This window comes from Streptomyces sp. CC0208 (genome assembly GCF_003443735.1).
Lineage (GTDB): Bacteria > Actinomycetota > Actinomycetes > Streptomycetales > Streptomycetaceae > Streptomyces > Streptomyces sviceus.
The window spans coordinates 5,625,356-5,650,954 of sequence record NZ_CP031969.1 but is presented as its reverse complement, the minus strand read 5'-3'; the positions used below and the strand labels follow the sequence as shown (position 1 = coordinate 5,650,954).

At 70.0% G+C, this 25,599-nt stretch carries 22 protein-coding genes and 1 tRNA gene; 18 read left to right on the top strand and 5 right to left on the bottom strand.

What is annotated here, in order from left to right:
- The first annotated feature begins 29 nt into the window (after positions 1–29).
- From D1369_RS26015 to D1369_RS25985, 7 genes are all read left to right on the top strand, one after another.
- Positions 30–839 (top strand): siderophore-interacting protein, encoded by an 810-nt coding sequence (locus D1369_RS26015; RefSeq protein ID WP_007382222.1) that lies wholly within the window; start codon positions 30–32, stop codon positions 837–839.
- Positions 840–983: 144 nt separating this feature from the next.
- Positions 984–2,426, top strand: coding sequence for a lysine decarboxylase DesA (gene desA, locus D1369_RS26010; RefSeq protein ID WP_007382223.1), 1,443 nt, complete (start codon positions 984–986; stop codon positions 2,424–2,426).
- Positions 2,410–3,687: a lysine N(6)-hydroxylase/L-ornithine N(5)-oxygenase family protein gene (locus D1369_RS26005; RefSeq protein WP_007382224.1), complete on the top strand. Its 1,278-nt coding sequence runs from the start codon at positions 2,410–2,412 to the stop codon at positions 3,685–3,687. Before desA ends, D1369_RS26005 begins: the two co-directional genes overlap by 17 nt.
- A complete protein-coding gene (locus D1369_RS26000; protein ID WP_007382225.1) occupies positions 3,684–4,235 on the top strand; it encodes a GNAT family N-acetyltransferase in 552 nt (183 codons plus the stop codon). The genes D1369_RS26005 and D1369_RS26000 overlap by 4 nt, the downstream gene beginning before the upstream one ends.
- The gene (locus D1369_RS25995; RefSeq protein WP_007382226.1) at positions 4,232–6,004 is read left to right on the top strand and encodes an IucA/IucC family siderophore biosynthesis protein; all 1,773 of its coding nucleotides are present in this window, start codon (positions 4,232–4,234) and stop codon (positions 6,002–6,004) included. The genes D1369_RS26000 and D1369_RS25995 overlap by 4 nt, the downstream gene beginning before the upstream one ends.
- A 165-nt stretch (positions 6,005–6,169) precedes the next feature.
- The gene (locus D1369_RS25990; protein WP_118082630.1) at positions 6,170–7,849 is read left to right on the top strand and encodes an RICIN domain-containing protein; all 1,680 of its coding nucleotides are present in this window, start codon (positions 6,170–6,172) and stop codon (positions 7,847–7,849) included.
- Between the two features lie 23 nt (positions 7,850–7,872).
- On the top strand, positions 7,873–8,766 hold the full coding sequence (locus tag D1369_RS25985; RefSeq protein ID WP_007382229.1) for a DUF4429 domain-containing protein: 894 nt from the start codon (positions 7,873–7,875) through the stop codon (positions 8,764–8,766).
- A gap of 11 nt (positions 8,767–8,777) precedes the next feature.
- Here D1369_RS25985 and D1369_RS25980 read toward each other — a convergent pair whose 3' ends face one another.
- Positions 8,778–10,340, bottom strand: a complete 1,563-nt coding sequence (locus D1369_RS25980; RefSeq protein ID WP_037900128.1) for a metallophosphoesterase family protein — start codon at positions 10,338–10,340, stop codon at positions 8,778–8,780.
- Between the two features lie 165 nt (positions 10,341–10,505).
- Between D1369_RS25980 and D1369_RS25975 the strand changes: the two genes are divergently transcribed.
- Together D1369_RS25975 and glmS are read left to right on the top strand one after the other, a co-directional pair.
- Positions 10,506–10,763: a hypothetical protein gene (locus D1369_RS25975; protein WP_007382231.1), complete on the top strand. Its 258-nt coding sequence runs from the start codon at positions 10,506–10,508 to the stop codon at positions 10,761–10,763.
- A 13-nt stretch (positions 10,764–10,776) separates the two neighbouring features.
- On the top strand, positions 10,777–12,594 hold the full coding sequence (gene glmS, locus D1369_RS25970) for a glutamine--fructose-6-phosphate transaminase (isomerizing) (RefSeq protein WP_007382232.1): 1,818 nt from the start codon (positions 10,777–10,779) through the stop codon (positions 12,592–12,594).
- 225 nt (positions 12,595–12,819) lie between these two features.
- Here the strand turns inward: glmS and D1369_RS25965 are convergent, their stop codons facing one another.
- Positions 12,820–13,347 carry a universal stress protein gene (locus D1369_RS25965; protein ID WP_007382233.1) on the bottom strand — a complete coding sequence of 176 codons (528 nt, stop codon included), beginning with the start codon at positions 13,345–13,347 and terminating at the stop codon, positions 12,820–12,822.
- A gap of 334 nt (positions 13,348–13,681) precedes the next feature.
- Here D1369_RS25965 and D1369_RS25960 point away from each other — a divergent pair, with 334 nt between their 5' ends.
- The 4 genes from D1369_RS25960 to D1369_RS25945 all read left to right on the top strand — a co-directional run bounded on the left by D1369_RS25960 (position 13,682) and on the right by D1369_RS25945 (position 16,451).
- A complete protein-coding gene (locus D1369_RS25960; RefSeq protein WP_007382234.1) occupies positions 13,682–13,987 on the top strand; it encodes a hypothetical protein in 306 nt (101 codons plus the stop codon).
- 377 nt (positions 13,988–14,364) lie between these two features.
- The gene (locus D1369_RS25955; RefSeq protein ID WP_118082629.1) at positions 14,365–15,594 is read left to right on the top strand and encodes a helix-turn-helix domain-containing protein; all 1,230 of its coding nucleotides are present in this window, start codon (positions 14,365–14,367) and stop codon (positions 15,592–15,594) included.
- 102 nt (positions 15,595–15,696) lie between these two features.
- On the top strand, positions 15,697–16,299 hold the full coding sequence (orn, locus tag D1369_RS25950; protein WP_007382236.1) for an oligoribonuclease: 603 nt from the start codon (positions 15,697–15,699) through the stop codon (positions 16,297–16,299).
- 76 nt (positions 16,300–16,375) lie between these two features.
- Positions 16,376–16,451 (top strand) — tRNA-His (locus tag D1369_RS25945).
- 49 nt (positions 16,452–16,500) lie between these two features.
- Here D1369_RS25945 and D1369_RS25940 read toward each other — a convergent pair.
- The gene (locus tag D1369_RS25940; RefSeq protein WP_037900130.1) at positions 16,501–17,376 is read right to left on the bottom strand and encodes a LysR family transcriptional regulator; all 876 of its coding nucleotides are present in this window, start codon (positions 17,374–17,376) and stop codon (positions 16,501–16,503) included.
- 174 nt (positions 17,377–17,550) lie between these two features.
- On the opposite strand from D1369_RS25940, the gene D1369_RS25935 reads away from it, so the two are divergent.
- Complete coding sequence (locus D1369_RS25935) at positions 17,551–18,447, top strand: SDR family oxidoreductase (RefSeq protein WP_007382238.1); 897 nt, start codon at positions 17,551–17,553, stop codon at positions 18,445–18,447.
- 9 nt (positions 18,448–18,456) lie between these two features.
- On the opposite strand, the gene D1369_RS25930 is transcribed toward D1369_RS25935, so the two are convergent.
- A complete protein-coding gene (locus D1369_RS25930; RefSeq protein WP_082319560.1) occupies positions 18,457–19,236 on the bottom strand; it encodes a serine/threonine protein kinase in 780 nt (259 codons plus the stop codon).
- A gap of 72 nt (positions 19,237–19,308) precedes the next feature.
- Positions 19,309–20,364, bottom strand: coding sequence for a LacI family DNA-binding transcriptional regulator (locus D1369_RS25925; protein WP_007382240.1), 1,056 nt, complete (start codon positions 20,362–20,364; stop codon positions 19,309–19,311).
- A gap of 371 nt (positions 20,365–20,735) precedes the next feature.
- Here D1369_RS25925 and D1369_RS25920 point away from each other — a divergent pair, with 371 nt between their 5' ends.
- The 4 genes from D1369_RS25920 (at position 20,736) to D1369_RS25905 (ending at position 25,566) form a co-directional block, all read left to right on the top strand.
- Positions 20,736–22,067 (top strand): extracellular solute-binding protein, encoded by a 1,332-nt coding sequence (locus D1369_RS25920; protein WP_007382241.1) that lies wholly within the window; start codon positions 20,736–20,738, stop codon positions 22,065–22,067.
- 5 nt (positions 22,068–22,072) lie between these two features.
- Entirely contained in the window at positions 22,073–23,086 is a 1,014-nt protein-coding gene (locus tag D1369_RS25915; RefSeq protein WP_007382242.1) for a sugar ABC transporter permease, read from the top strand.
- A gap of 11 nt (positions 23,087–23,097) precedes the next feature.
- Positions 23,098–24,006: a carbohydrate ABC transporter permease gene (locus tag D1369_RS25910; RefSeq protein WP_007382243.1), complete on the top strand. Its 909-nt coding sequence runs from the start codon at positions 23,098–23,100 to the stop codon at positions 24,004–24,006.
- Positions 24,007–24,123: 117 nt separating this feature from the next.
- Positions 24,124–25,566: a GH1 family beta-glucosidase gene (locus D1369_RS25905; RefSeq protein ID WP_007382244.1), complete on the top strand. Its 1,443-nt coding sequence runs from the start codon at positions 24,124–24,126 to the stop codon at positions 25,564–25,566.
- Positions 25,567–25,599: the final 33 nt, after the last annotated feature.

Sequence of the window (25,599 nt, the reverse complement as noted above, 5' to 3'; positions counted from 1 at the left end):
CATGTCTTCCTGAGCCCCGGGAGTTTTGTATGACCACGGCCGTAGCCGCCCCGTTCCGTTTCTTCTCCCTTCAGGTGGCACGGACGAGGCGGCTCGGGCCGTCTCTCGTCCGGGTCAGCTTCACCGGGGAGGATCTCCAGCACTTCTTCTCCGACGGGCACGACCAGTCCCTCTCCCTGTTCCTCCCCGCCGAAGGGCGGACCGAGCCCGGGGTTCCCGTCGAGCTCGGGGACGGGTGGTGGCAGGCGTGGCGGGAACTGCCCGATGACGTACGGGCGGTGATGCGGTCCTACACCCTGCGGGGCCTGCGCCGCGATCCTGACGAGATCGACATCGACTTCGTGCTGCACGAGCCCGCCGGACCCGCCTCCCGGTGGGCCGCGCGGGCCACCGCCGGGGACCGGGTCCAGTTGCTGGGGCCCGCCGTCGCCGACAACCGGGCGATCCGGTTCCGGCCGCCGCAGGACACCGACCTGGTGCTGCTGTGGGGTGACGAGACCGCCCTGCCCGCGGTCTCCGCGATCCTCGAAGCCCTCCCCGCCGGGCAACGCGCCCGCGTCTGGCTGGAGGTGTCCGACGCCGGGGACATCCAGGACCTCGTGACCGACGCGGACGCCGAGATCACCTGGCTCGTCGGGGAGAAGGCACTGGACGCCATCCGCGATGCCCAACTCCCGCCCGCCGAGCGGCCGTACGTCTGGATCGCCGGCGAGTCCGGGTGCGTGAAGGAGCTGCGGCGGCACTTCGTGCGGGAGCGCGGGATCGACCGGCGCCGGGTCACCTTCGTCGGGTACTGGCGGCAGGGGATGACCGAGGAACAGCTGCGAGCGGCCGAGTAACTCCCGTCGACGTGACGCCGGTCACGGGAGGGGCAGGTTTTCCCGCAAGTTAATTAGGTTAGGCTTACCTAAGTTGAAGCGGCTACCCGCCCCGCTCCTGCCCCGTCCGTCCCGCACGGATCGTCCCCACCGGAGGACCCCCTGATGCGCTCGCACCTGCTCAACGACACGACCGCGGAGAGCTACCGCCGCTCCGTGACCGAAGGAATAGAGCGGGTGGCGGCCAAACTCGCCACCACCACCAGGCCGTTCACCGGCATCACCGTCGACGCCCTCTCCCCCCGCATCGACGCGATCGACCTCGACAAGCCCCTGCTGGACACCACGGCGGTGCTCGACGAGCTGGAGGACGTCTACCTCCGGGACGCGGTCTACTTCCACCACCCCCGCTACCTCGCCCACCTCAACTGCCCCGTCGTCATCCCGGCCGTGCTCGGCGAGGCCATCCTCTCCGCCGTCAACTCGTCCCTGGACACCTGGGACCAGTCGGCAGGCGGCACCCTCATCGAGCGCAAGCTGATCGACTGGACGACCGCGCGCATCGGTCTGGGCCCGGTGGCCGACGGCGTGTTCACCTCGGGCGGGACGCAGTCCAACCTCCAGGCGCTGCTGCTGGCCCGCGAGGAGGCCAAGGCCGACACGACGGCCGAACTGCGCGTCTTCGCCTCCGAGGTCAGCCACTTCAGCGTGAAGAAGTCGGCCAAACTGCTCGGCCTCGGCCCGGACGCCGTGGTCTCGATCCCCGTCGACCAGGACAAGCGGATGCATACCGTGGCCCTGGCCCGCGAGCTGGAGCGCTGCCGCCGCGAGGGCCTGGTCCCGATGGCCGTCGTCGCCACCGCCGGCACCACCGACTTCGGCTCCATCGACCCACTGCCCGAGATCGCCGAGCTGTGCGAGCAGTACGGCACCTGGATGCACGTCGACGCCGCCTACGGCTGCGGGCTGCTCGCCTCGGTCAAGTACCGGGACCGCATCGACGGCATCGAGCGCGCCGACTCGGTCACCGTGGACTACCACAAGTCCTTCTTCCAGCCGGTGAGTTCGTCCGCCGTGCTGGTCCGCGACGCGTCCACGCTGCGCCACGCCACCTACCACGCGGAGTACCTCAACCCGCGCCGCATGGTGCAGGAACGCATTCCCAACCAGGTCGACAAGTCCCTCCAGACCACCCGCCGCTTCGACGCGCTCAAGCTGTGGATGACCCTGCGCGTGATGGGCGCCGACGGCATCGGCCGGCTCTTCGACGAGGTCTGCGACCTGGCCGCCGAGGGCTGGAAGCTGCTCGCCGCCGACCCCCGCTTCGACGTGGTCGTCGCACCGAGCCTCTCCACGCTGGTCTTCCGCTACATCCCGGCCTCGGTCACCGACCCGGCCGAGATCGACCGCGCCAACCTGTACGCCCGCAAGGCCCTGTTCGCCTCCGGCGACGCGGTGGTCGCGGGCACCAAGGTCCAGGGCCGCCACTACCTGAAGTTCACCCTGCTCAACCCCGAGACGACGGTCGAGGACATGTCCGTCGTCCTCGACCTGATCGCCGGCCACGCCGAGCAGTACCTGGGAGAGTCCCTTGACCGCGCGTCCTGAAAACCCGTCCACCGTCCACGACTTCGTGGGGATCGGGCTGGGCCCGTTCAACCTGGGCCTGGCCTGCCTCACCGAGCCCATCGACGAACTCGACGGGATCTTCCTGGAGTCGAAGCCCGACTTCGAGTGGCACGCCGGCATGTTCCTGGACGGCGCCCACCTCCAGACCCCGTTCATGTCGGACCTGGTCACCCTCGCCGACCCGACCTCGCCGTACTCCTTCCTCAACTACCTGAAGGAGAAAGGCCGGCTGTACTCGTTCTACATCCGCGAGAACTTCTATCCGCTGCGGGTGGAGTACGACGACTACTGCCGCTGGGCCGCGAACAAGCTGAGCAGCATCCGCTTCGGCACGACGGTGACGGAGGTCCGGTACGAGGACGACCTGTACGTCGTGACGACGTCGGCCGGTGACGTGTACCGCGCCCGCCACCTGGTCCTCGGCACCGGGACCCCGCCGTACATACCGGAGGCCTGCCAGGGTCTGGACGGCGACTTCATCCACAACTCCCGCTATGTGCAGCACAGAAGCGAGCTGGTGAAGAAGGAGTCGATCACGATCGTCGGCTCCGGGCAGTCCGCCGCGGAGATCTACCAAGACCTGCTCGGCGAGATCGACGTCCACGGCTACCGGCTGAACTGGGTGACCCGCTCCCCCCGCTTCTTCCCCCTCGAATACACCAAACTCACGCTGGAGATGACCTCCCCGGAGTACATCGACTACTACCGCGAGCTCCCCGAGGCCACCCGCTACCGGCTCACCGCCGAGCAGAAGGGCCTGTTCAAGGGGATCGACGGCGACCTCATCAACGAGATCTTCGACCTGCTCTACCAGAAGAACCTCGCCGGCCCGGTCCCCACCCGGCTGCTCACCAACTCCTCGCTGAACAGCGCGCGTCACGAGAACGGCACGTACACGCTCGCCTTCCGCCAGGAGGAGCAGGGCAAGGACTTCGAGATCGAGTCGCAGGGCCTGGTCCTGGCGACCGGCTACAAGTACGCCGAGCCGGAGTTCCTGGCACCGGTCAAGGACCGACTGGTCTACGACTCCCAGGGCAATTTCGACGTGTCCCGCGCCTATGCGATCGACGTGACGGGCAGAGGCGTCTTCCTGCAGAACGCCGGCGTCCACACCCACAGCATCACCAGCCCCGACCTGGGCATGGGCGCCTACCGCAACAGCTGCATCATCCGAGAGCTGCTCGGCACCGAGTACTACCCGGTCGAGAAGACGATCGCGTTCCAGGAGTTTTCCGTATGAGCACCACCGCCGTGGGCACCTTCACCTTCCGCCCTCTCGACCCCCTGAAGGACGCCGAGCTGCTGCACGGGTGGGTCACCCACCCCAAAGCCGCGTTCTGGATGATGCAGGACACGAACTTGGAGGACGTCGAGCGGGCCTACATGGACATCGCGGCCGACGAGCACCACCACGCGCTGCTGGGCCTCGACAGGGACGGTGAGCCCGCCTTCCTGATGGAGAAGTACGACCCCGCCCACCGCGAGCTGGTGGGGCTGTACGAGCCCCGGCCCGGTGACGTCGGCATGCACTTCCTCACCCCGGCCACCGACCGGCCCGTGCACGGCTTCACCCGCTCCGTCATCACCGCCGTGATGGCCCACCTCTTCGAGGACCCGGCCACCCGGCGGGTCGTCGTGGAGCCCGACGTCTCCAACAAGGCCGTCCACGCCCTGAACGAGGCGGTCGGGTTCGTGCCCGAGCGCGTGATCCAGAAGCCGGAGAAGAAGGCCCTGTTGAGCTTCTGCACGCGGGAGCAGTTCTCGGCCGCCACGGGGGTGGCCGTATGAGCCTCGCTGACGCCGTGGCCCACCTCTCCCCCGAGCGCTGGGAGACGGCCAACCGCCTGCTGATCCGCAAGGGCCTCGCCGAGTTCGCGCACGAGCGGCTGATCGAGCCCGAGGAGACGGACAAGGACCAGTACGTCGTCCGCAGCGACGACGGCAAGACCCGCTACGACTTCACGGCCGTACGCCGCGCCCTCGACCACTGGCAGATCGACGCCGACTCCCTCACCCGGCACCGCGACGGGACCGAACTCCCCCTCGCCGCGCTGGACTTCTTCGTCGAGCTGAAGGACACCCTCGGCCTGAGCGACGAGATCCTGCCGGTCTACCTGGAGGAGATCTCCTCCACCCTGTCGGGCACCTGCTACAAGCTCACCAAACCCCAGGTCCCGGTGGCCGAGTTGGCGAAGGCCGACTTCCAGGACATCGAGACCGGCATGACCGAGGGCCACCCCTGCTTCGTCGCCAACAACGGCCGGCTCGGCTTCGGCATCCACGAGTACCTCTCGTACGCCCCCGAGACCGCGAGCCCGGTCCGCCTGGTCTGGCTCGCCGCCCACCGCTCGCGCGCCGCCTTCACGGCCGGGGTCGGCATCGAGTACGAGAGCTTCGTACGCCAGGAGCTTGGCGAGGACACCGTCGAGCGCTTCTACGGCGTCCTGCGCGACAAGGGCCTCGACCCGGCCGACTACCTCCTCATACCGGTGCACCCCTGGCAGTGGTGGAACAAGCTCACCGTCACCTTCGCCGCCGAGGTCGCCCGCGAGCTGCTGGTGTGCCTCGGTGAGGGCGACGACGAGTACCTGGCCCAGCAGTCCATCCGGACCTTCTTCAACCGGTCGAACCCCCAGAAGCACTACGTGAAGACGGCCCTGTCCGTCCTCAACATGGGCTTCATGCGCGGACTCTCGGCCGCGTACATGGAGGCGACCCCGGCCATCAACGACTGGCTCGCCGGGCTGATCGAGGGCGACCCGGTACTGAAGTCGACGGGCCTGACGATCATCCGCGAGCGGGCGGCCGTCGGCTACCGGCACCTTGAGTACGAGGCCGCCACCGACCGCTACTCGCCGTACCGCAAGATGCTGGCCGCGCTGTGGCGCGAGAGCCCGGTCCCGTCCCTCCAGGACGGCGAGTCGCTCGCGACGATGGCCTCCCTGGTCCACGTCGACCACGAGGGCCGCTCCTTCGCGGGCGCGCTCATCGAGCGGTCCGGGCTCACCCCGACCGACTGGCTGCGCCGCTACCTGCGGGCCTACTACACCCCGCTGCTGCACAGCTTCTACGCCTACGACCTGGTGTTCATGCCGCACGGCGAGAACGTCATCCTGGTCCTGAAGGACGGCGTGGTCGAGCGGGCGGTCTACAAGGACATCGCCGAGGAGATCGCCGTCATGGACCCGGAGGCGGTCCTGCCGCCCGCGGTCGAGCGGCTGCGGGTGGAGGTCCCCGACGACAAGAAGCTGCTGTCGATCTTCACGGACGTCTTCGACTGCTTCTTCCGCTTCCTCGCCGCGAACCTCGCCGCCGAGGGCATCCTGGAGGAGGAGGACTTCTGGCGCACGGTCGCCGAGGTCACCCGCGACTACCAGCACTCGGTGCCGGAACTGGCCGACAAGTTCGCGCAGTACGACATGTTCGCGCCCGAGTTCGCCCTCTCCTGCCTCAACCGCCTCCAGCTGCGCAACAACCGGCAGATGGTGGACCTCGCGGACCCGTCGGGCGCGCTCCAGCTGGTCGGCACGCTGAACAACCCCGTCGCGGGCCTGTAGAACGGCCCAACAGCCAGGCGGGGCGCGGGAGTACGGTCCTCCCGCGCCCCGTCCTTTTCCGGCTCTTCTCGTGCCTCTGGAGCACACAGGCTGCACGGCATCGTCATAGTGAGTGCCACTACGGTCCACATCTTGCCGTGACCGCTCCTTGGGGGAGACGAGACGATGATGTCCGAGCACACGCCCCAGCAAGCCCTGTACGCCCCGTCGACAGGCTTCCCGGCGGAGGACGTCGCGGCCGTCCACGCCTACGCGGGCGCGTTCTGCGGCAGGCCGGCCACGGCGGCGGACCTCGCCGCGGAGGTGCTGAGGGGCCGGCCGGGGCCCGCCGCGCGCACGGCCCTCCTCGCCGACGTACGGCGGACGGCCTTCGGGTGGCTGCGGGACGACCGTGCCGGACTGCTCCGCCCCGGCTTCCGGGACTGGGCCCGGCGGGCGGGCGAGACCTTCGGTACCACGGACACGCTGCGGCTCGTGGAGCACGACGCGCTGCTGCTGCGGGCGTTCGGGGAGCTGGCCGACCAGCCGCGGGCCGCGCTGTGGCTGTGCCTCGCGGAGGGCGAACCGGCTTGTGCGGCCCGGGTGTTGAACACCTCGCAGGACTTCGCCGCGTCGATGGCCGAGTCGGCCCGCTCCCGGCTCGCCGACGCCTTCCTGCGACTGCGCGCCGAGCACACGGCCGACGCGCGCTGTGTGCACTACGGCGGCATGCTCGGCGCGATCGCCCGCGGCACCCATCGTGAGACCCCGGCCGATCTCGAACAGCACCTGGAGACCTGCGCGTTCTGCACCCACGACATCGCGCTGCTGCGCACGCTCACGTCGGGGGGCACACCGGAGCTACGGCCCCTGCTCGTCGACCGGCTCCTGGTGTGGGGCGGCCCGGACTACCGCGCGGCGAGGGCGGGAGCGCGGAACGGCCGCCCTACGCCCCCGGAGAGGACGTCACGGACCGGGCCGGGGGTGTGGGCCAAGGCGGCCTTACGGGTGCGGGGAGCGCGGGCCGGTTCCGGGGTGCTCACGGGCTCGGGGACCGGGCCGGTGGCGCGGCCGGAGACGCCGGCCCGGCCCGGGATGTCCCACGTCGCGGAACACTCCGCCCAGGGCGCCCCCGCCACCGCCGACAGCCCGGTCACCCCTTCCGCCTCTCCCCCGGCGCCCCCCGCCCCGAGCACACCCCTGCCCACCGACTCCGGCCCCGGTCCCCGCCGCCCGGTGCTCGCCCTCACCGTGGCCGTCGTGGTGACCGCCGCCGCCACCGCCGTGGCGCTGAGTCTGCTCTCCGGTGTCGGGCAGAGCGAGCGGCCCACCGGTTCCTACGGTCCGCCGCCCGCCGGGCCCCCACGGTCCCCCTCGGCCTCGCCCTCGGTCTCCCCGGGGGCGGGAACCGTGCTCGCCACCGTCGCGCTGAAGGCTGCGGCCGAGCCCGGGAGTTGTGTCGGCGCCACCGCCGGTGAGTCCCGGGACGGCATCCCCGCGCCGGCCGCCTGCGACGGGGGCGCGAGACAGCAGTGGCAAGTCGTCGACATCGGTGGCGGGGCTGTCGGTCTGCGGCACGTGGCGTCGACGTTCTGCCTGGACATCGCGGGCTACCGGGCCGCGGGCGACCCCATGCAGCTGCGGCCGTGCGCCTACCTGCAAGGAGCCGCCGCCCCCTATCCCGAGGACCAGGCGTTCCTCCTCAAGGCACACCAGGACAGCACCTTCAGCCTGGTCTGTCAGGACAACCCGGCCATCGCCGTGGGGGTCACGAACGGCGAGGTCCGCATGCTGCCGACCGGAACCGCGGGCAGCGCGATCCGCTTCGTTCTCGACGACGCCCTGGCCGAAGCGCTGGGCAGCTGAGCCCCGGATGCCAGAATTTCCCCATGGCGGAAATCCTCCAGAGGGACGGCACGTGGGTCTTCGACGGCGACGCTCTGCGGCTGACGCCGGGAAGGGACAAGAGCGTCGGGCTGCTCCGCAGGTCGCTGGGTGAACTCGTCGTGCCACTGGGCGCGTTGGCGGGCATCTCCCTCGAACAGGGCAAGAAGAGCGGCCGGTTGAGGCTGCGACTGCGTGACGGCGCCGATCCCCTGCTGCACGCGACGGGCGGCCGGCTGAGCGAGCCGCACGACCCGTACCAGCTGACCGTCGAGTCGGACCGCTACGGCGTCGCCGAGTACTTCGTGGACGAGGTCCGGGGCGCCCTGCTTCTGGACGAGGTCCCCACCGATCCGGTCACCGCGTACCTGCTCCCCGGCCCGGCCGTGCCCCTGTCCGTCTCCGCCGGCGACGGCACCGCCGCCTTCGACGGGGAGCGCATCCGTCTGGAGTGGAACTGGAAGACGGAGGACGCCAAGGCTTCCGCCGGGCCCCGCACCCTCGCCCTGACCGACGTCGTCGCCGTGGAGTGGCAGCCCGCGGTCGGCCTGGAGAACGGCCACCTGCGCTTCACCGTGCGGCACGCCCCGACCAAGGCCCCGCCGAAGTACGACCCCAACGCGGTGGAGCTGTGGGGCTTCAAGAAGGACCCGCTGATGGCGTTGGTCGCGGCGGCGGTCCAGGCCAGGCTTCCGCACCCGGCCCGGGCCGCCGCCATCGACGTACGGAGAACACCGGACATACGACCGCAGACGCCTTCTTCTCCGGTCGGCTCCGCCGAGGACGGTCACGATGCCCTCCTGCGCCGGCTGCGCGAGCTCGGTGAGCTGCACCGCACGGGTGTCCTGACGGACGAGGAGTTCACGATGGCCAAGCAGGCGATCCTCGGGCGGATGTGATCCGAGGCGGGTTACTTCGCCCTGCGCGCCACCGTGAAGTGGTCGATGCGGTCACCGGTCTCGGCGATGCCCGACACCTTCAGCCTGGCGTAGTGGCCCTTGGCGGCGGGCTCCACGTCCACGCGCAGGAAGGAGTAGTTGAGGTAGCGCACCCGGGACCAGGCGACGGTCTCGTTGACCTTGCCGTCCTTGGTGTTGACGAAGGAGGCGACGGAGTCCTGCTCGTTGAGGTGGCCCTCGTAGGAGTCCGGCGCGGTGAACGCGTACAGGCTGCGGCCCGCGGCGCCCGCCGTGACGTACACGACCCCCTCGGTCTCCGGGTACGCGGTCGCGCCAATCGGGAGCTTCTTGGCGACCTTGTCGCCCTTGATGACGTCGGTGCGCTCGTACTGGTGGTTGTGGCCGTTGATGACCAGGTCCACGGTGTACTTCTCGAACAGCGGCACCCACTCCTGGCGCACGCCCCCCTCCGAGGCGTGCGCGGTGGAGGTGCAGTAGGCGCAGTGGTGGAAGAACACGATGACGAAGTCGATGTCCTTCGCGGCCCGGTACTTCTTCAGCTGCCTCTCGAACCACGTGGTCTGGGTGCCGCCGGAGATGCCGAGGTTGGCCGGGATCTCGAAGGAGACGTCGTTCGGGTCGAGCGAGATGATCGCGGTGTTGCCGTAGACGAAGGAGTACACGCCCGGCAGATGGGCCTTGTCCGGCCCGTTGTCGGGGAGCGTGAAGCGGGCCTCCTCGCCGCCGTAGCCGTTGGGCGAGTACCAGGCCTCCATGTCGTGGTTGCCGTAACTCACCATCCACGGCACGGACTTGGCGACCGACTCGGTCTGGGCGAGGAACTGGTCCCACACCCGCGAGTCGAAGCCGGTGTCGGCGGTCTTGCCCGCGCCGGCCGGGTCGGCGTAGGCGATGTCGCCGGCGTGCAGGTGGAAGGCCGGGTTCTGGCCGAGGAGCAGGCTGTCGTTGGCCAGGCCGTGGTAGCTGACGCCCTGGTCGCCGAAGGCCGTGAAGGTGAACGGCTTCTTGTGGGCGGGCGCGGTGGTGAAGGTGCCCAGGGTGCCGGTCAGGTGCGGCTCGGCGGGGTCGAAGCCCTGGTGGCCGACGCCGTAGTAGTAGGTCTGGCCGGGGCGCAGGTGGGTCAGCTTGGCGTGCAGGTAGTACTGGGTGTGGTCGGCGCTGGCGCCGACGCCGGCCGGGGTGTACAGGGTGCGCACCTCGGCCTCGATCTTGCGGGAGAGGTCCCAGGGGCGGGCGCCGATCCGGATGAAGGGCTTCTTGACCGCGACCGGCACCTGCCAGGAGACGGTCATCTCGGTGCGCGGGTCGTTGCCCCAGGCGAGGTGGCGGCCGAAGGGGGCGACAAGGGCGCCGTCGACGGTCGTGGCGGAGGCGAAGGTCTGGGTGGGCGTGGCGGCCTGGGCGACGGCGCCCGGGACGAACGCGCCGCCGGCGACGGCGCCCAGCGTGACGGCACCGCCCCTGATCACGTTGCGGCGGGAGAATCTGGTGCGCAGGTACTCGTGCTGCTCGGCCATGCTCATGCGGTCGGCGAGCTGCTCGGGTACGCCCATGCGAGGAATGTCCATGGCGTCTGAAACTCGTCGCTATGAGCGACGAGGTGTGAGACGCAGGATGGACAGCTTGCGAACAGAGGTTCATAAGAGCATCAACAGCTCGTTGCCCGATATCGGGCAGGATTCTTGCGAAACGGCTTCCGGTACCCCAGGATCTACCGGGTGCACGACGAACTTGTTGATCATCTGACGCGGTCCACGCCCCTCAGCCGGGGCGAGGCGCTGCGCGTGATCCAGGACGTGCTCGCCTTCTTCGACGAGACGACCGAGGAATTCGTCCGTCGCCGCCACCGCGAACTCCAGGCCCAGGGCCTGGTGAACGCGGAGATCTTCGGACGGATCGAGGCGGACCTGAAATATCGAGCGGTGGCGCCGCCGGAGCTGACGCTGAGGCAGCTGCGCCGCATGGTCTACGGCTAGGGGACACATCTTTATGTGCGGAATTGTCGGATACATCGGGAAGCGCGATGTCGCCCCACTGCTCCTGGAGGGTCTGCAGCGCCTCGAGTACCGCGGCTACGACTCGGCGGGCATCGTCGTCACCTCGCCGAAGACGGCCGGCCTGAAGATGGTCAAGGCCAAGGGCCGGGTGCGCGACCTGGAGGCCAAGGTCCCGGCCCGCTTCAAGGGCACCACCGGCATCGCCCACACCCGCTGGGCCACCCACGGCGCCCCCTCCGACGTGAACGCCCACCCGCACATGTCGGCCGACCTCAAGGTCGCCGTCGTCCACAACGGCATCATCGACAACGCCTCCGACCTGCGCCGCAAGCTGGAGGCGGACGGCGTCGAGTTCCTCTCCGAGACCGACACCGAGGTCCTCGTCCACCTCATCGCGCGCTCCCAGGCGGAGAAGCTGGAGGACAAGGTCCGCGACACCCTGCGGGTGATCGAGGGCACCTACGGCATCGCCGTGATGCACGCCGACTTCAGCGACCGCATCGTGGTGGCCCGAAACGGCTCCCCGGTCGTCCTCGGCATCGGCGAGAAGGAGATGTTCGTCGCCTCCGACATCGCCGCGCTGGTCGCCCACACCCGGCAGATCGTGACGCTGGACGACGGCGAGATGGCCACCCTCAAGGCCGACGACTTCCGCACCTACACGACGGAGGGCACCCGCACGACGGCCGAGCCCACCACCGTCGAGTGGGAGGCCGCCTCCTACGACATGGGCGGCCACGACACCTACATGCACAAGGAGATCCACGAGCAGGCCGACGCCGTGGACCGCGTGCTGCGCGGCCGCATCGACGACCGCTTCTCCACCGTGCACCTCGGCGGCCTCAACCTGGACGCCCGCGAGGCCCGCCAGATCCGCCGCGTGAAGATCCTCGGCTGTGGCACCTCGTACCACGCGGGCATGATCGGCGCCCAGATGATCGAGGAGCTGGCCCGGATCCCCGCGGACGCCGAGCCCGCCTCCGAGTTCCGCTACCGCAACGCGGTCGTCGACCCCGACACCCTCTACATCGCCGTCTCCCAGTCCGGTGAGACCTACGACGTCCTCGCGGCCGTCCAGGAGCTGAAGCGCAAGGGCGCGCGGGTTCTGGGCGTGGTGAACGTGGTCGGCTCGGCGATCGCCCGCGAGGCGGACGGCGGCATCTACGTGCATGCGGGCCCCGAGGTCTGCGTGGTCTCCACCAAGTGCTTCACCAACACGACGGTGGCCTTCGCCCTGCTCGCCCTGCACCTGGGCCGCACCCGCGACCTCTCGGTCCGCGACGGCAAGCGGATCATCGAGGGCCTGCGCAAGCTGCCCGCGCAGATCACCGAGATGCTGGAGCAGGAGGAGCACATCAGGAAGCTGGCCGAGCAGTACGCCGAGGCCCGCTCGATGCTCTTCATCGGCCGCGTCCGGGGCTACCCGGTGGCCCGCGAGGCCTCCCTGAAGCTCAAGGAGGTCTCCTACATCCACGCGGAGGCCTACCCCGCCTCCGAGCTCAAGCACGGCCCCCTGGCCCTGATCGAGCCCGCCCTCCCCACGGTCGCGATCGTCCCCGACGACGACCTCCTGGAGAAGAACCGCGCCGCCCTGGAGGAGATCAAGGCCCGCAGCGGCCGCATCCTGGCGGTCGCCCACCAGCACCAGGAGAAGGCCGACGAGACCATCGTGGTCCCGAAGAACGAGGACGAGCTGGACCCGATCCTGATGGGCATCCCCCTCCAACTCCTCGCCTACCACACCGCGTTGGCCCTGGGCCGGGACATCGACAAGCCCAGGAACCTCGCCAAGTCGGTGACGGTCGAGTAGAAGGTCCTCGCAGGACGGACCCCCACGCGATGCCACCGCTCACGGGGGGTCCGTTCGATGTGCCGGGGTCGCCCAATACCCCGACACCGGCTGCCACTTGGCCCGGTGACCGTCACGCCCCGGCCCGGCAGCCCGTGACCGCTATATGCCCTTCACAAAGACACAAACACCCCTACGCGCGAGTAGATTCGCCCATCTCACCTGGGCGAACGACGAGTTGACGCGTCAGGGAATGACGATGACGGGCCGCTTCGCCCGCTTGGCGAGCCGCCCCGCGACGGAGCCGAAGATGCGCCCGACGATGCCGTGGGTGGAGCCGACGACGATCGCGTCCGCCTCGTACTCCCGCCCGACCTCCTCGAGTTCGTGGCAGATGTCCCCGCCGCGCTCCACGAGGATCCAGGGGACCTCGGCCAGGTAGTCCGCGCAGGCGAGCTCCAGGCCGAGCACCTCGGTGCGGTGGTCGGGCACGTCGACGAAGACCGGTGGCTCGCAGCCGGCCCACACGGTGGTGGGCAGCCGGTTGGCGACATGCACGATGATCAGGCCCGAGCCGGAGCGATGGGCCATGCCGATCGCGTAGGCGAGAGCGCGCTCGCTGGACGTGGAGCCGTCGAAGCCCACCACGACGCCGTGCTTGAAGGCGGGGTCGCAGGAGTGGCGTGACTCTTCCGCCGCCAGGGGCTCGGCCGCCGTGGGATCGGCGACAGGCCGCTTGCGGTCCGCTGGTTCGAAGAATTCGTGACCGGCCATGGCTGTCTCGGCGTTGTGATCCTTGTGTGGGAGGGACGACAGTGTGCGGCGGAGCTGTGTCCGGGAATCATCTTCCCAACCCCATACCCTCAAGGGTACGGCGCGAAGCCTCCTTGGCCCAGAGCCCGCCCACCGTCCGTGGGGGTTCCAGGGAGCATGCACGAGGGGGCGCCCGTAACGCAATGGTTGCTGCGCCGTACAGGCGGTTTGCACAGGATTCCCGTGGCCGCTCCCGCCCCGGCCCACCGGACGGCCCTCGACACAGTGACCGAAGGGTCGAACACGCGTTGAACCCGTGAGCCACGCCGCAGGGAGACGCCCCAGGGAGCACACGATGACCGGACACCGACCGCCTGCCGAGGACACCACCACGGAAGTGGTCCGCTGGGCGGCCTTCAGCTGCGTCCTCGTCCCCGTGGTGCTCCTCTGGTACGGCACCTCACTGGCCGGCGCGACGGGCACCGCCTTCGGCCTCGCCGCCGTGACGGCCGTCTGCCGTATCCTCCTGCGCCAGTCGGAGCGCGGCGCGGCCCGCCTGGCCCAGGAGGAGCGGGCGCCCCGTCGCGGCCGTCATCACCGGAGCGGTGCCGGGGCCCGTCGAGGCGGTCGTCACACCGGGGGAAATACACCGGTCGGCTGACCGGTTTCCATGCACCGCGACGATTCTTTTCAGCCAACTTCCACGGTGGGCGTGTCCCTTGGTCCAAACACCCCCCAACCCCCGTTCCACCTGCACGGATAGGGTCTCGAAGGCCCCGTGCACCCTACGTGGATTAGCCACTGCCACAAGGCGCACTTCCCTGCGCGGCCCACGAGTGCAACGCTTCGTGATCGAATGCTTTACGCCAAGTTGCCAAGTCGACAATCTGCCGGATGACCAACCGGTCACGCCGACAGCACGCGACACAGTAGATTCGATCTTGACGTCTTACGGCGGGGGACTCGTGCAGGACCGAGGGGAAACGTGCAGGAGCGACACAACCGAGGAGCCGCGACCACCGAGGGGGGCTTAGCAGTATGAGCCACGACTCCACTGCCGCGCCGGAAGCCGCGGCCCGGAAGCTTTCCGGGCGACGCCGCAAGGAGATCGTCGCGGTGCTGCTGTTCAGCGGCGGCCCCATCTTCGAGAGTTCCATACCGTTGTCGGTGTTCGGGATTGACCGCCAGGACGCCGGCGTGCCGCGCTACCGACTGTTGGTGTGCGGCGGCGAGGAAGGCCCACTGCGGACCACAGGGGGCCTGGAACTCACCGCACCGCATGGCCTGGAAGCGATCTCACGCGCGGGCACGGTCGTCGTACCGGCCTGGCGCTCGATCACTTCACCGCCACCGGAGGAAGCGCTCGACGCACTGCGCCGAGCGCACGAAGAGGGCGCCCGCATAGTAGGGCTGTGCACCGGCGCCTTCGTGCTGGCGGCGGCGGGCCTGCTGGACGGCCGCCCCGCGACGACACACTGGATGTACGCACCGACGCTGGCCAAGCGCTACCCGTCGGTGCACGTCGATCCACGAGAACTCTTCGTGGACGACGGCGACGTACTGACCTCGGCCGGTACCGCGGCCGGAATCGACCTCTGTCTCCACATCGTGCGGACGGACCACGGCAACGAGGCGGCAGGGGCCCTGGCCCGCCGACTGGTGGTCCCGCCGCGCCGCTCGGGCGGTCAGGAGCGCTACCTCGACAGGTCTTTACCGGAGGAGATCGGCGCCGACCCGCTCGCCGAGGTCGTCGCCTGGGCGCTGGAGCACCTCCACGAGCAGTTCGACGTGGAGACGCTGGCGGCGCGGGCGTACATGAGCCGTCGTACGTTCGACCGCCGGTTCCGCTCGCTGACGGGTTCGGCCCCGCTGCAGTGGCTGATCACCCAGCGGGTGCTGCAGGCACAGCGTCTCCTGGAGACGTCGGACTACTCGGTGGACGAGGTCGCGGGTCGCTGCGGCTTCCGCTCGCCGGTGGCGCTGCGCGGGCACTTCCGGCGGCAGCTGGGCTCGTCCCCGGCCGCCTACCGGGCCGCGTACCGGGCCCGCCGTCCGCAGGGCGACAGGCCCGTGGACAGCGACGGTCCGGTGGGGGGCCCGACGGGTCCCACGCCCAGCGCGCCCGTCCCGCTGCACCCGGAGAGCGGTCCGGTACCGCTCCAGACCCGCCGCACCCCGGCCCCCGTGGGCCCGCCCTCCGACAACGGCCGCGAGCTGTACGTCGGCGGAGGCCGGGCGAGCCTTCCGGGGCAGCGCAGCGGCGCGTGACGTCCTGACGCCGGGCGGGCCTGCGCAGGCCCGCCCGGCGTTCCGGTTCTCCGGCACCGACCGGGGCGCCACAAAAGCGAACGTCAGCCGTAGGGTGTTCGCATGAACGATCGCATGGTGTGGATCGACTGCGAGATGACCGGCCTCTCGCTGTCCGACGACGCGCTCATCGAGGTTGCCGCCCTCGTCACCGACTCCGAGCTCAACGTGCTCGGCGACGGTGTGGACATCGTCATCCGCCCCCCGGACCAGGCGCTGGAGACGATGCCGGAGGTGGTGCGTCAGATGCACACCGTGTCCGGGCTGCTCGACGAGCTGGCCGGCGGGACGACCCTCGCCGACGCCGAGGAGCAGGTCCTCGCCTACGTCCGCGAGCATGTCAAGGAACCCGGCAAGGCCCCGTTGTGCGGCAACTCCGTCGGCACCGACCGCGGTTTCCTGCTCCGGGACATGCCCACCCTGGAGGACTACCTCCACTACCGCATCGTGGACGTCAGCTCCGTCAAGGAGCTCGCCCGGCGCTGGTACCCGCGGGCCTACTTCAACAGCCCGGACAAGAACGGCAACCACCGCGCCCTCGCCGACATCCGGGAGTCCATCGCGGAGCTGCGCTACTACCGCGAGGCGATCTTCGTCCCGCAGCCCGGACCCGACTCCGAGACCGCGAAGACGATCGCCGCGAGGCACGTGCTGCCTGCGCAATAAAGCCGGGCGCGAGCACCCCTTCAGACCCTGTACACTTTTTCTCGGCCGGTCGGAGAAATCCGAACAGCCGAACATGGTGGGTGTAGCTCAGTTGGTAGAGCACCTGGTTGTGGTCCAGGTGGCCGCGGGTTCAAGTCCCGTCACTCACCCCATTCACCTCAGCCGGTGACCTTGGAAACAAGGTCACCGGCTGAGGTCGTTTCAGGAGTCGGACGGCTTCAGGAAGGTCCCCGCGGCCTTGCGGAAGGCCGCGACCAGCCGGCTCCGCTCCTCGGCGCGGGTCGCGAGGACGACATGGGCCGGCTCGACACCGTGCAGCGGGACCGCGGTGACATCGGGCCGGAGCGTGCCGGCCCGGGGCAACGCCGTGATGGACAGGGCCTGTCCGGAGGCGACGAGTTCGAACTTGTCCTCCAGCGCGTGGGCCAGGGGTCCGTCGGGCGCCGGGCGGCCGTCCGGCCGGGGGTCGATGCGCCAGTACGCGTTCCAGACCGGGTCGGCCACCCGGACCAGCGGCTCGTCGGCGATGTCGTCGAGCGTGACGAACTCCTTGCCGGCGAGACGGTGGCCGACCGGGAGCACCAGCACCCGGGGCTCCTCGTAGAGGACCGTCACCTGCGCCCCGTCGGTCGGGAAGGGCAGCCGCGTCACCAGGACGTCGACCCTGAGCTCGGGCAGGACCGTGGTCCGCTCGCCCCAGTCGACGTGCGCGGTCCTGACGTCGGCGTCCGGGAAGCGCTCACGCAGGGCGCGCACCGCCGGGGTGACGATGATCCCCGCCGTGTACCCCACGGTGATCCGGCTCGGCTCGGCGGCCGCCCGGGCCAGGCTCGCCGCCTGGGCCGCCGAACGCAGCAGTGCCTTCGCCCGGGGCAGGAAGACCTCTCCCGCCTCGGTGAGCCGGCTGCCCTGCGGGGTCCGCTCCAGCAGTCGCGCGCCCAGCTGCTGCTCAAGGCGGCGGATCTGCCGGCTCAGCGACGGCTGCGTGACGTGCAGCGCGTCGGCGGCCCGGCCGAAGTGCCGGTGCTCGGCGACGGCCGTGAAGTACCGGACCAGCCGGAGGTCGAGGTCGGTCATGCCTGAAGCGTACGTCCACCGCAGTGGCCGTTTCCGGGTCACAGCACCTCCCACCTGCGGTGATGCCTGATCCGTATTGCGCCATGCGAAACAGGCTTTGGACTGGTGCGGCCCCGCCTTCGCAGGCTGAAGAGGCGTTCACTCGTCATTCACTCTTCGCAGCGAAGGATCATCATGCGTGTATTTGTCACCGGTGCGACCGGCTTCGTCGGTTCCGCCGTCACCCGTGAACTGCTCCACGCCGGGCACGAGGTCGTCGGCCTGGCCCGCTCGGACCGGTCCGTGGAGGCGCTGAAGGCCGCGGGCGCGGAGGTGCACCGCGGGGACCTGACCGACCTCGACAGTCTGCGCCGGGGCGCGGAGGCGGCGGACGGGGTCGCGCACCTGGCGTTCATCCACGACTTCACCAACCTGACCGCCTCGGGCGAGGCCGACCTCAAGGCGATCGAGGCCGTCGGCGAGGTGCTCGAAGGCACCGGCAAGCCCTTCGTGGTCACCTCGGGACTGCTGACCGCACCGGGACGCGTCGGCACCGAGGAGGACCCGGCCGACCCCGGCTCCCCCGGCCATCACCGGCTCGCCTCCGAGGTCGCGACGCTCGCGCTCGCCGAACGCGGGGTGAGCGCGTCGGTGCTGAGGCTCCCCCCGAGCGTGCACGGCGAGGGCGACCTCGGCTTCGTGCCCATGTTCATCGACCACGCGCGCGACAAGGGCGTCTCCGCCATGGTGGGCGACGGCTCCAACCACTGGGCGGCCGTCCACCGGCTCGACGCGGCCCGGCTGTTCCGGCTGGCGCTGGAGGCGGCCCCGGCGGGCGTGCGGCTGCACGCGATCGGCGACGAGGGGGTGCCCTTCCACGAGATCGCCGAGACCATCGGGCGTGGGCTCGACGTGCCGGTCGCGAGCGTCGCCCCCGAGGAGGCGACGGACCACTTCGGCTGGCTCGGCCGCTTCGCCGCCATCGACATGCGGGCCTCGGCCGCACGCACCCGGGAGCTGCTCGGCTGGCGGCCGGAGCACGCCGCACTGATCCCGGACCTGGAGGCCGGCCACTACTTCAAGACCGCCTGAGCCCCCGCGCTACGACGCCGCCCGCCACGCCTCCACCAACTCCCGTACGCCACCGAACCGTTCGCCGGGTACGGAACGCGTGGCGCGCTCCACGACCGCGAGCTGTGCGGCCGTACCGCGGAAGGCGTCCTCGCCCGGGCCGGCGTCCAGGAGCAGGCGGGCGGTGCGGCCGAGGACATGGACGGTGGTGCGGGTGTCGATCGTGGCACCGCGCCGCCACTCCTCGGGCGCCATGAAGCGGGTGGAGCCGGGGAGGCGGTCCTCGGTCAGGACGAACGGGCCCGGGCGGTAGTCGTCGAGGTCGATCAGGCGGAGCTCGTGGGCGTCGAAGTCGTAGAGGAACGCACCGTCGTAGAGGTCGACGGCGACCTGGCCCGCGGCCTCGACGGCGAGGTGGGCGTCCAGCACCCGGTCCAGGGCGTGGTGGACGCGGGCGAGGGGCAGGGCGCGGAAGCGGGCGCGGGCCGTGGGGTCGTAGAGGATCTCGCCGTCGTGCCACGGCATGACGACGGCCGTACGGCGGTCCCCCACGGCGATCCGGTGCAGCTGCGGGACGATCGCCGGATGCCGGACGGTCCCGTGGAAGGCCCAGGCGCGGTCGAGGGAGCGCCGGCCCCGCTCGGTGGTGGCCTCCTTCACGAACCAGCGGCTGCCGTCGGGGAGCCGGACGCCGTGGGAGAGGCAGCCGGAGTCCTGTTCGCGGAAGGAACGGAACACCTCGCCCACGCTCCGCAGGTACGGCTCGGTCTCGGGGACCTCGTCAACGTCCAGCAGGGGATGGGCAGTCATGACCTTCACCGGGATCGGGCGCCCCGGCCGATCCGCCCCGGGCGCGGCTGCGGAAGCGAATGATCGAAGAGGTCAGGACGAGGCCCGCTCCACCAGTTCCGTGGCCAGGACGACCTGCCTGCGCTCCAGTCCCCGGGACACCGCCGGGCGGCGGTCGGCGATCTCCGAGAGGAGCAGGTCGATCATGTGGCGGCCCATCTCCTCGATGGGCTGGCGGACGCTGGTGAGGGGCGGGTCCATGTGGCGCGCTATGGCCGAGTCGTCGTAGCCGATCAGGGCCACGTCCGAGGGGATGCCGCGGCCCTCCTCGCGCAGGACCTGGCGGGCGCCGGCCGCCATGACGTCCGAGCCGGCGAAGACCGCGTCCAGGTCGGGGCGGCGGGCCAGCAGGTTCGTCATCGCCCGGCGGCCGCCCTCCTCGGTGAAGTCACCGGGCTCGATCAGCCGCTCGTCCACCTCGTGGCCCGCGTCGCGCAGCGCGTCCCGGTAGCCGTCGACGCGCCGCTGGGCGCCGTACACGTCGAGGCGGCCGGTGATATGCGCGATCGTGCGGCGGCCGCCGGCCAGGAGGTGCTCCACGGCCGAGCGCCCGCCGCCGTAGTTGTCGGAGTCCACGGACGGGAGCGTTTCCGCCGCCGAGCGCGGGCCGCTGATGACCGCCGGGATCTCCAGCTGGGAGAGCAGGTCGGGCAGCGGGTCGTCGGCGTGCACCGACACCAGCAGGACGCCGTCGACCCGGTGCGCGGCCAGGTACTGGGCCAGCCGGCGGCGTTCGCGGTCGCTACCGGCGAAGATCAGCAGGAGCTGCATCTCGGTTTCCGAGATCTCGGCGCCGACGCCCTTAAGCATGTCCGAGAAGTACGGCTCCGCGAAGAACCGTGTCTCCGGCTCGGGCACGACCAGCGCGATCGCGTTCGTACGGTTGGCCGCCAGGGCGCGTGCGGCCGTGTTGGGGACGTACCCGAGCTCCGCGACGGCCGCCTCGACGGCCGCACGTGTGGCGTCACTGACCCGGGGCGAGCCGTTGATCACCCGGGAAACGGTGCCCCGGCCGACGCCGGCGCGTGCGGCGACCTCCTCGAGGGTGGGCCGGCCACCGCTTCGGCTCCGCGCTCCGTGGCTTGCCATGGGCTCCGCCTTCCCCGCCGTGTCTCTTGCTGGCCTGGAATCTAACAGTCCTGCCTGATGAGGTGGACGTCACGGGGGCTGCCGCCCCCGGCCCCCTCTTCCTCCCCGAAGGGGGCCTCGTCCTCTCAGGCCGGACGGGCCGAGGCGGTCCAGTTAACGGGCTGATAACTGAACGCATCTCTCCGCGTCGACGCCCTTGACACCCTCGCTCCAACCCGCGAACCTTCAACACATCACGAGTGGGAGCGCTCCCACGGTACCTGACACATAAACATCCCGCACGTTCCCCGCCCGAGCCGCAGCAGTCAAGTAACGGGCCCAACAACGCAGTTGGCCGGGGGGTCGGCACGTCAGGGCAACAGGAGGACGCAATGCGAGCACGTACCCGAACCGCCCGCAACAGGGTGGTGGTCCTCGCGGCCGTCGCGTCGCTGGGCGCCGGGCTGCTGGCCGGCTGTGCCGACGACGGCAACGACGGAGACGGTTCCGGCTCGTCGGACGGCGGCGGCAAGGGCAAGACCACGATCACCGTGGGCCTGTTCGGCACCATGGGCTTCAAGGAAGCCGGCCTCTACGCCGAGTACGAGAAGCTCCACCCGAACATCAAGATCAGCCAGAACGTCATCGAGCGGAACGAGAACTACTACCCGCCGCTCGTCAACCACCTCACCACCAACAGCGGCCTGATGGACGTCCAGGCCGTCGAGGTCGCCAACATCGCCGAGGTCACCGCCACGCAGGCGGACAAGCTCACGGACATGTCCAAGGTCGCGGGCGTGGACAAGAGCAACTGGCTGGACTGGAAGTGGCAGCAGGCCACGACGAAGGACGGCCAGACGATCGGCCTGGGCACGGACGTCGGTCCGATGGCGATCTGCTACCGCAAGGACCTCTTCCAGCAGGCCGGTCTGCCCACGGAGCCCGACAAGGTCGCCGCGCTGTGGGCGGGCGACTGGTCCAAGCTCGTCGACGTCGGCGAGCAGTACAAGGCGAAGGCGCCCAAGGGCACCTACTTCATGGACTCCCCCGGTGGTCTGCTCAACGCGATCCTGAGCAGCGAGAAGGAGAAGTTCTACGACTCCTCCGGCAAGGTCATCTACAAGACCAACCCCGCCATCCGCGCCGGGTTCAACCTGACCGCCAAGGCCGCCCAGGAGGGTCTGGTCCAGCCTCAGACGCAGTTCCAGGCGTCCTGGAACACCACGATCGCCAAGAGCAAGTTCGCCGCGATCGCCTGCCCGCCGTGGATGCTCGGAACGATCAAGGGCAACGCGCAGCCGGACTCGAAGGGCAAGTGGGCCGTGGCCACCTCGCCCAAGAGCGGTAACTGGGGCGGCACCTTCCTCACCGTGCCGAAGAGCGGCAAGCACGTGAAGGAGGCCCAGGAGTTCATCACCTGGCTGACCGCACCGAAGCAGCAGGCGACGCTGTTCAAGGTGCAGGCGAGCTTCCCGAGCGCCCCGGCCGCCTACACCATGCCCGAAGTCACCGGCGCCACCAACGAGATGACCGGTACGGACAAGATCGGCCCGGTCTTCGCCGAGGCGGCCAAGTCGGCCCCGGTGCAGGTGATCGGCCCGAAGGACCAGATCATCATGCAGGGTCTGTCGGACAACGGCGTCATCCTGGTGACGAAGGGCAAGTCGCCGGTGGAGGCCTGGAACACGGCGGTCAAGACCATCGACAACAACCTGGACCAGTGACCCGTATGGCCACCCGCAACGACATCGCCGCGCCCCCCGCCAAGGAGGGGGGCGCGGCCCCGGGCCGCCCGCCGGCCGACGTGGTATCGCCCGAGGCGGCCAAAAAGCGCGCCCGGCTCTCCCGCCGCTGGCAGCGCGACATGCGCTGGAGCCCGTACGCGTTCGTCTCGCCGTTCTTCGTGCTGTTCCTCGCGTTCGGCCTGTTCCCGCTGATCTACACGGGCTGGGCCTCGCTGCACCAGGTGGAACTGACGGCGCCGACCGACATGAGCTGGGTGGGGCTGCGCAACTACACCCGGATCTTCGACGACGAGTTCTTCTGGAACGCGGCGAAGAACACCCTCACCATCGGCATCATCTCGACCGTTCCGCAGCTGATGATGGCGATGGGCATCGCCCACATCCTCAACTACAAACTGCGCGCCTCGACCTTCTTCCGGGTCGTGATGCTCGCGCCGTACGCGACCTCGATCGCCGCCGCCTCCCTGGTGTTCGTGCTGCTCTTCGGCCGCGACTACGGCATGATCAACTGGGCGCTGCACTTCGTCGGCGTCGACGCGATCGACTGGCAGGGCGACAAGTGGCCCTCGCAGATCGCCGTCTCCACGATCATCGTCTGGCGCTGGACCGGCTACAACGCGCTGATCTACCTGGCGGCGATGCAGGCGATTCCGCTCGACCTGTACGAGTCCGCGGCCCTCGACGGGGCGAGCCGCTGGCGGCAGTTCCTCCATGTGACGCTGCCGTCGCTGCGTCCGACGATCCTGTTCACGGCCGTGGTGTCGACCATCGGGGCGAGCCAGGTGTTCGGCGAGCCGCTGCTGTTCGACGTCAACAAGGGCTCCTCCGGAGGCGCGGAACACCAGTTCCAGACGCTCGGCCTGTACCTGTACGAGCAGGGCTGGGTGAACCAGCACCTGGGCCGCGCCTCGGCGATCGCCTGGACGATGTTCCTGATCCTCATCGTGATCGGCATCGTCAACTACGTCATCTCGCGCCGGTTGCGCGCCAGCAGTTAGGAGAACCGGCCGTGACGACGACCTTGACCAAACCCTCGGCCGACGCGGCGCCCGAGCCGCCCCATCGCGCACGTGGCATGAAGGCCGCGCGCGCGGGTGGGCAGCTGCACGCCGGCCCCGTCGCCTATCTCATCCTGGCCGTGTTCAGCATCGTCTCGCTGTTCCCGCTGGCGTGGACGGCGATCGCCGCCTCGCGCGACAACAACCGGCTGGCCGAGTCTCCGCCGCCGTTCTGGTTCGGCGCGAACCTCTTCAAGAACCTCGACATCGCCTGGAACGACGCCAACCTGGGTGAGGCGTTCTTCAACACCACGTTCGTGGCCGGGGTTTCGGCGGTCACCGTCGTCTTCCTGTCGACGATCGCCGGGTTCGCCTTCGCCAAACTGCGGTTCCGCGGGCGGGGCGCCCTGATGCTGCTCGTCATCGGCACGATGATGGTGCCGCCGCAGCTGAGCGTGATCCCCCTGTACATGATGGTCGCCAAGCTCGACTGGACCGACCAGCTCCAGGCGGTGATCTTCCCGTCGCTGGTGAGCGCGTTCGGGGTGTTCTTCATGCGGCAGTACCTGCTCCAGGCGCTGCCGGACGAGATCATCGAGGCGGCCCGGGTGGACGGCGCGAGCAGCTGGCGCGTGGTGTGGCACGTGGTGTTCCCGGCCGCGCGCCCCGCGATGGCCGTGCTCGGCATGCTGGTGTTCGTGCAGACCTGGAACGACTTCCTGTGGCCCTTCCTGGTCCTGACCCAGACCGGTAACCCGACCGTCCAGGTCGCTGTCGCGGGCCTGGGACGCGGCTACACGCCCGACCAGTCCCTGATCATGGCGGGCGCGCTGCTCGGCACGCTGCCGCTGCTGCTGGTCTTCGCGATCTTCGGCAAGCAGATCGTGGGCGGCATCATGCAGGGTGCCGTGAAGGGCTGACCTCGTACGTCGGGGATCTCGCTTCAGGGGGCCGGGGCACCGTCGCCTCGGCCCTTCCCATCCCCCTCCCCTCCCCCTCTACCAGTAGGTCTCACGACCCCTGATGGGAGCGCTTCCATGCTTGAGTCCGTAACGCCGTCGACGACCCCGGTGACGTTTCCCCCCGCCTTCCTGTGGGGAGCCGCGACCTCCGCCTACCAGATCGAGGGGGCGGTGCGGGAGGACGGCCGTACGCCCTCCATCTGGGACACCTTCAGCCATACGCCCGGCAAGACCGCGGGCGGCGAGCACGGTGACATCGCTGTCGACCACTACCACCGCTACCGCGACGACGTGGCGCTCATGGCCGACCTGGGCCTGACGGCGTACCGCTTCTCCATCTCCTGGTCCCGGGTGCAGCCGACCGGCCGCGGGCCCGCGGTCCAGCGGGGTCTGGACTTCTACCGCCGGCTGGTGGACGAGCTCCTCGCGCACGGCATCAAGCCGGCTGTGACGCTGTACCACTGGGACCTGCCCCAGGAGCTGGAGGACGCGGGCGGCTGGCCGGAGCGCGACACGGCGTACCGCTTCGCCGAGTACGCGCAGATCGTCGGGGAGGCGCTCGGCGACCGGGTGGAGCAGTGGATCACCCTCAACGAGCCCTGGTGCGCGGCCTTCCTGGGCTACGCCTCCGGGGTGCACGCACCGGGCCGCACGGATCCGGCTGCCTCACTGAGGGCGGCGCACACGCTCAACCTCGCGCACGGACTGGGCACTTCGGCCCTACGCGCGTCAATGCCGGCCCGCAACTCGGTGGCGCTCAGCCTCAACTCCTCGGTCGTCAGGCCCTTCTCGCAGGACCCGGCGGACCTGGCGGCGGCGCAGAAGATCGACGACCTGGCCAACGGCGTCTTCCACGGGCCGATCCTGCACGGCGCCTATCCGCAGACGCTGATCACGGCGACAGAGCTGATCACGGACTGGTCGTTCGTCGAGGACGGCGATCTGGCCCTGATCAACCAGCCCCTCGACGCGCTGGGCCTCAACTACTACACGCCCGCGCTGGTCTCGGCCGCGGACCCGGACGCCGCCGGCCCCCGCGCCGACGGCCACGGCAGCAGCGACCACTCCCCCTGGCCCGGCGCGGACGACGTCACGTTCCACCAGACGCCGGGCGAGCGCACGGAGATGGGCTGGACGATCGACCCGACGGGCCTGCACGACCTGATCATGCGCTACACCCGTGAGGCCCCCGGTCTGCCCCTCTACATCACGGAGAACGGCGCGGCCTACGACGACAAGCCCGACCCCGACGGCCGGGTCCACGACCCCGAGCGGATCGCCTACCTGCACGGCCACCTCGCCGCGGTCCGCCGCGCGATCGCCGACGGCGCGGACGTCCGCGGCTACTACCTGTGGTCCCTGCTGGACAACTTCGAGTGGGCGTACGGCTACGAGAAGCGGTTCGGCGCGGTCTACGTCGACTACACCACGCTGGAACGGACACCCAAGTCCAGTGCCCTCTGGTACGGCCGGGCGGCCCGCACGGGCACCCTCCCGGACGTCCACAGCATCCAGTAGCCACCGTGGAGACGGGGGACGGGGAAGGGGCGC

What these genes read in the sequence shown, in the direction of transcription:
- D1369_RS25995 (WP_007382226.1), top strand. Translation starts at nt 4,232, where the DNA reads ATGAGCCTCGCTGACGCCGTGGCCCACCTCTCCCCCGAGCGCTGGGAG.
- orn (WP_007382236.1), top strand. Translation starts at nt 15,697, where the DNA reads ATGAACGATCGCATGGTGTGGATCGACTGCGAGATGACCGGCCTCTCG.
- D1369_RS25990 (WP_118082630.1), top strand. Translation starts at nt 6,170, where the DNA reads ATGATGTCCGAGCACACGCCCCAGCAAGCCCTGTACGCCCCGTCGACA.
- D1369_RS25985 (WP_007382229.1), top strand. Translation starts at nt 7,873, where the DNA reads ATGGCGGAAATCCTCCAGAGGGACGGCACGTGGGTCTTCGACGGCGAC.
- D1369_RS26015 (WP_007382222.1), top strand. Translation starts at nt 30, where the DNA reads ATGACCACGGCCGTAGCCGCCCCGTTCCGTTTCTTCTCCCTTCAGGTG.
- D1369_RS25915 (WP_007382242.1), top strand. Translation starts at nt 22,073, where the DNA reads ATGGCCACCCGCAACGACATCGCCGCGCCCCCCGCCAAGGAGGGGGGC.
- D1369_RS26000 (WP_007382225.1), top strand. Translation starts at nt 3,684, where the DNA reads ATGAGCACCACCGCCGTGGGCACCTTCACCTTCCGCCCTCTCGACCCC.
- D1369_RS25960 (WP_007382234.1), top strand. Translation starts at nt 13,682, where the DNA reads ATGACCGGACACCGACCGCCTGCCGAGGACACCACCACGGAAGTGGTC.
- D1369_RS25955 (WP_118082629.1), top strand. Translation starts at nt 14,365, where the DNA reads ATGAGCCACGACTCCACTGCCGCGCCGGAAGCCGCGGCCCGGAAGCTT.
- D1369_RS25920 (WP_007382241.1), top strand. Translation starts at nt 20,736, where the DNA reads ATGCGAGCACGTACCCGAACCGCCCGCAACAGGGTGGTGGTCCTCGCG.
- D1369_RS25925 (WP_007382240.1), bottom strand. Translation starts at nt 20,364, where the DNA reads ATGGCAAGCCACGGAGCGCGGAGCCGAAGCGGTGGCCGGCCCACCCTC.
- D1369_RS25980 (WP_037900128.1), bottom strand. Translation starts at nt 10,340, where the DNA reads ATGGGCGTACCCGAGCAGCTCGCCGACCGCATGAGCATGGCCGAGCAG.
- desA (WP_007382223.1), top strand. Translation starts at nt 984, where the DNA reads ATGCGCTCGCACCTGCTCAACGACACGACCGCGGAGAGCTACCGCCGC.
- D1369_RS25930 (WP_082319560.1), bottom strand. Translation starts at nt 19,236, where the DNA reads ATGACTGCCCATCCCCTGCTGGACGTTGACGAGGTCCCCGAGACCGAG.
- D1369_RS25905 (WP_007382244.1), top strand. Translation starts at nt 24,124, where the DNA reads ATGCTTGAGTCCGTAACGCCGTCGACGACCCCGGTGACGTTTCCCCCC.
- D1369_RS25935 (WP_007382238.1), top strand. Translation starts at nt 17,551, where the DNA reads ATGCGTGTATTTGTCACCGGTGCGACCGGCTTCGTCGGTTCCGCCGTC.
- D1369_RS25965 (WP_007382233.1), bottom strand. Translation starts at nt 13,347, where the DNA reads ATGGCCGGTCACGAATTCTTCGAACCAGCGGACCGCAAGCGGCCTGTC.
- glmS (WP_007382232.1), top strand. Translation starts at nt 10,777, where the DNA reads ATGTGCGGAATTGTCGGATACATCGGGAAGCGCGATGTCGCCCCACTG.
- D1369_RS25940 (WP_037900130.1), bottom strand. Translation starts at nt 17,376, where the DNA reads ATGACCGACCTCGACCTCCGGCTGGTCCGGTACTTCACGGCCGTCGCC.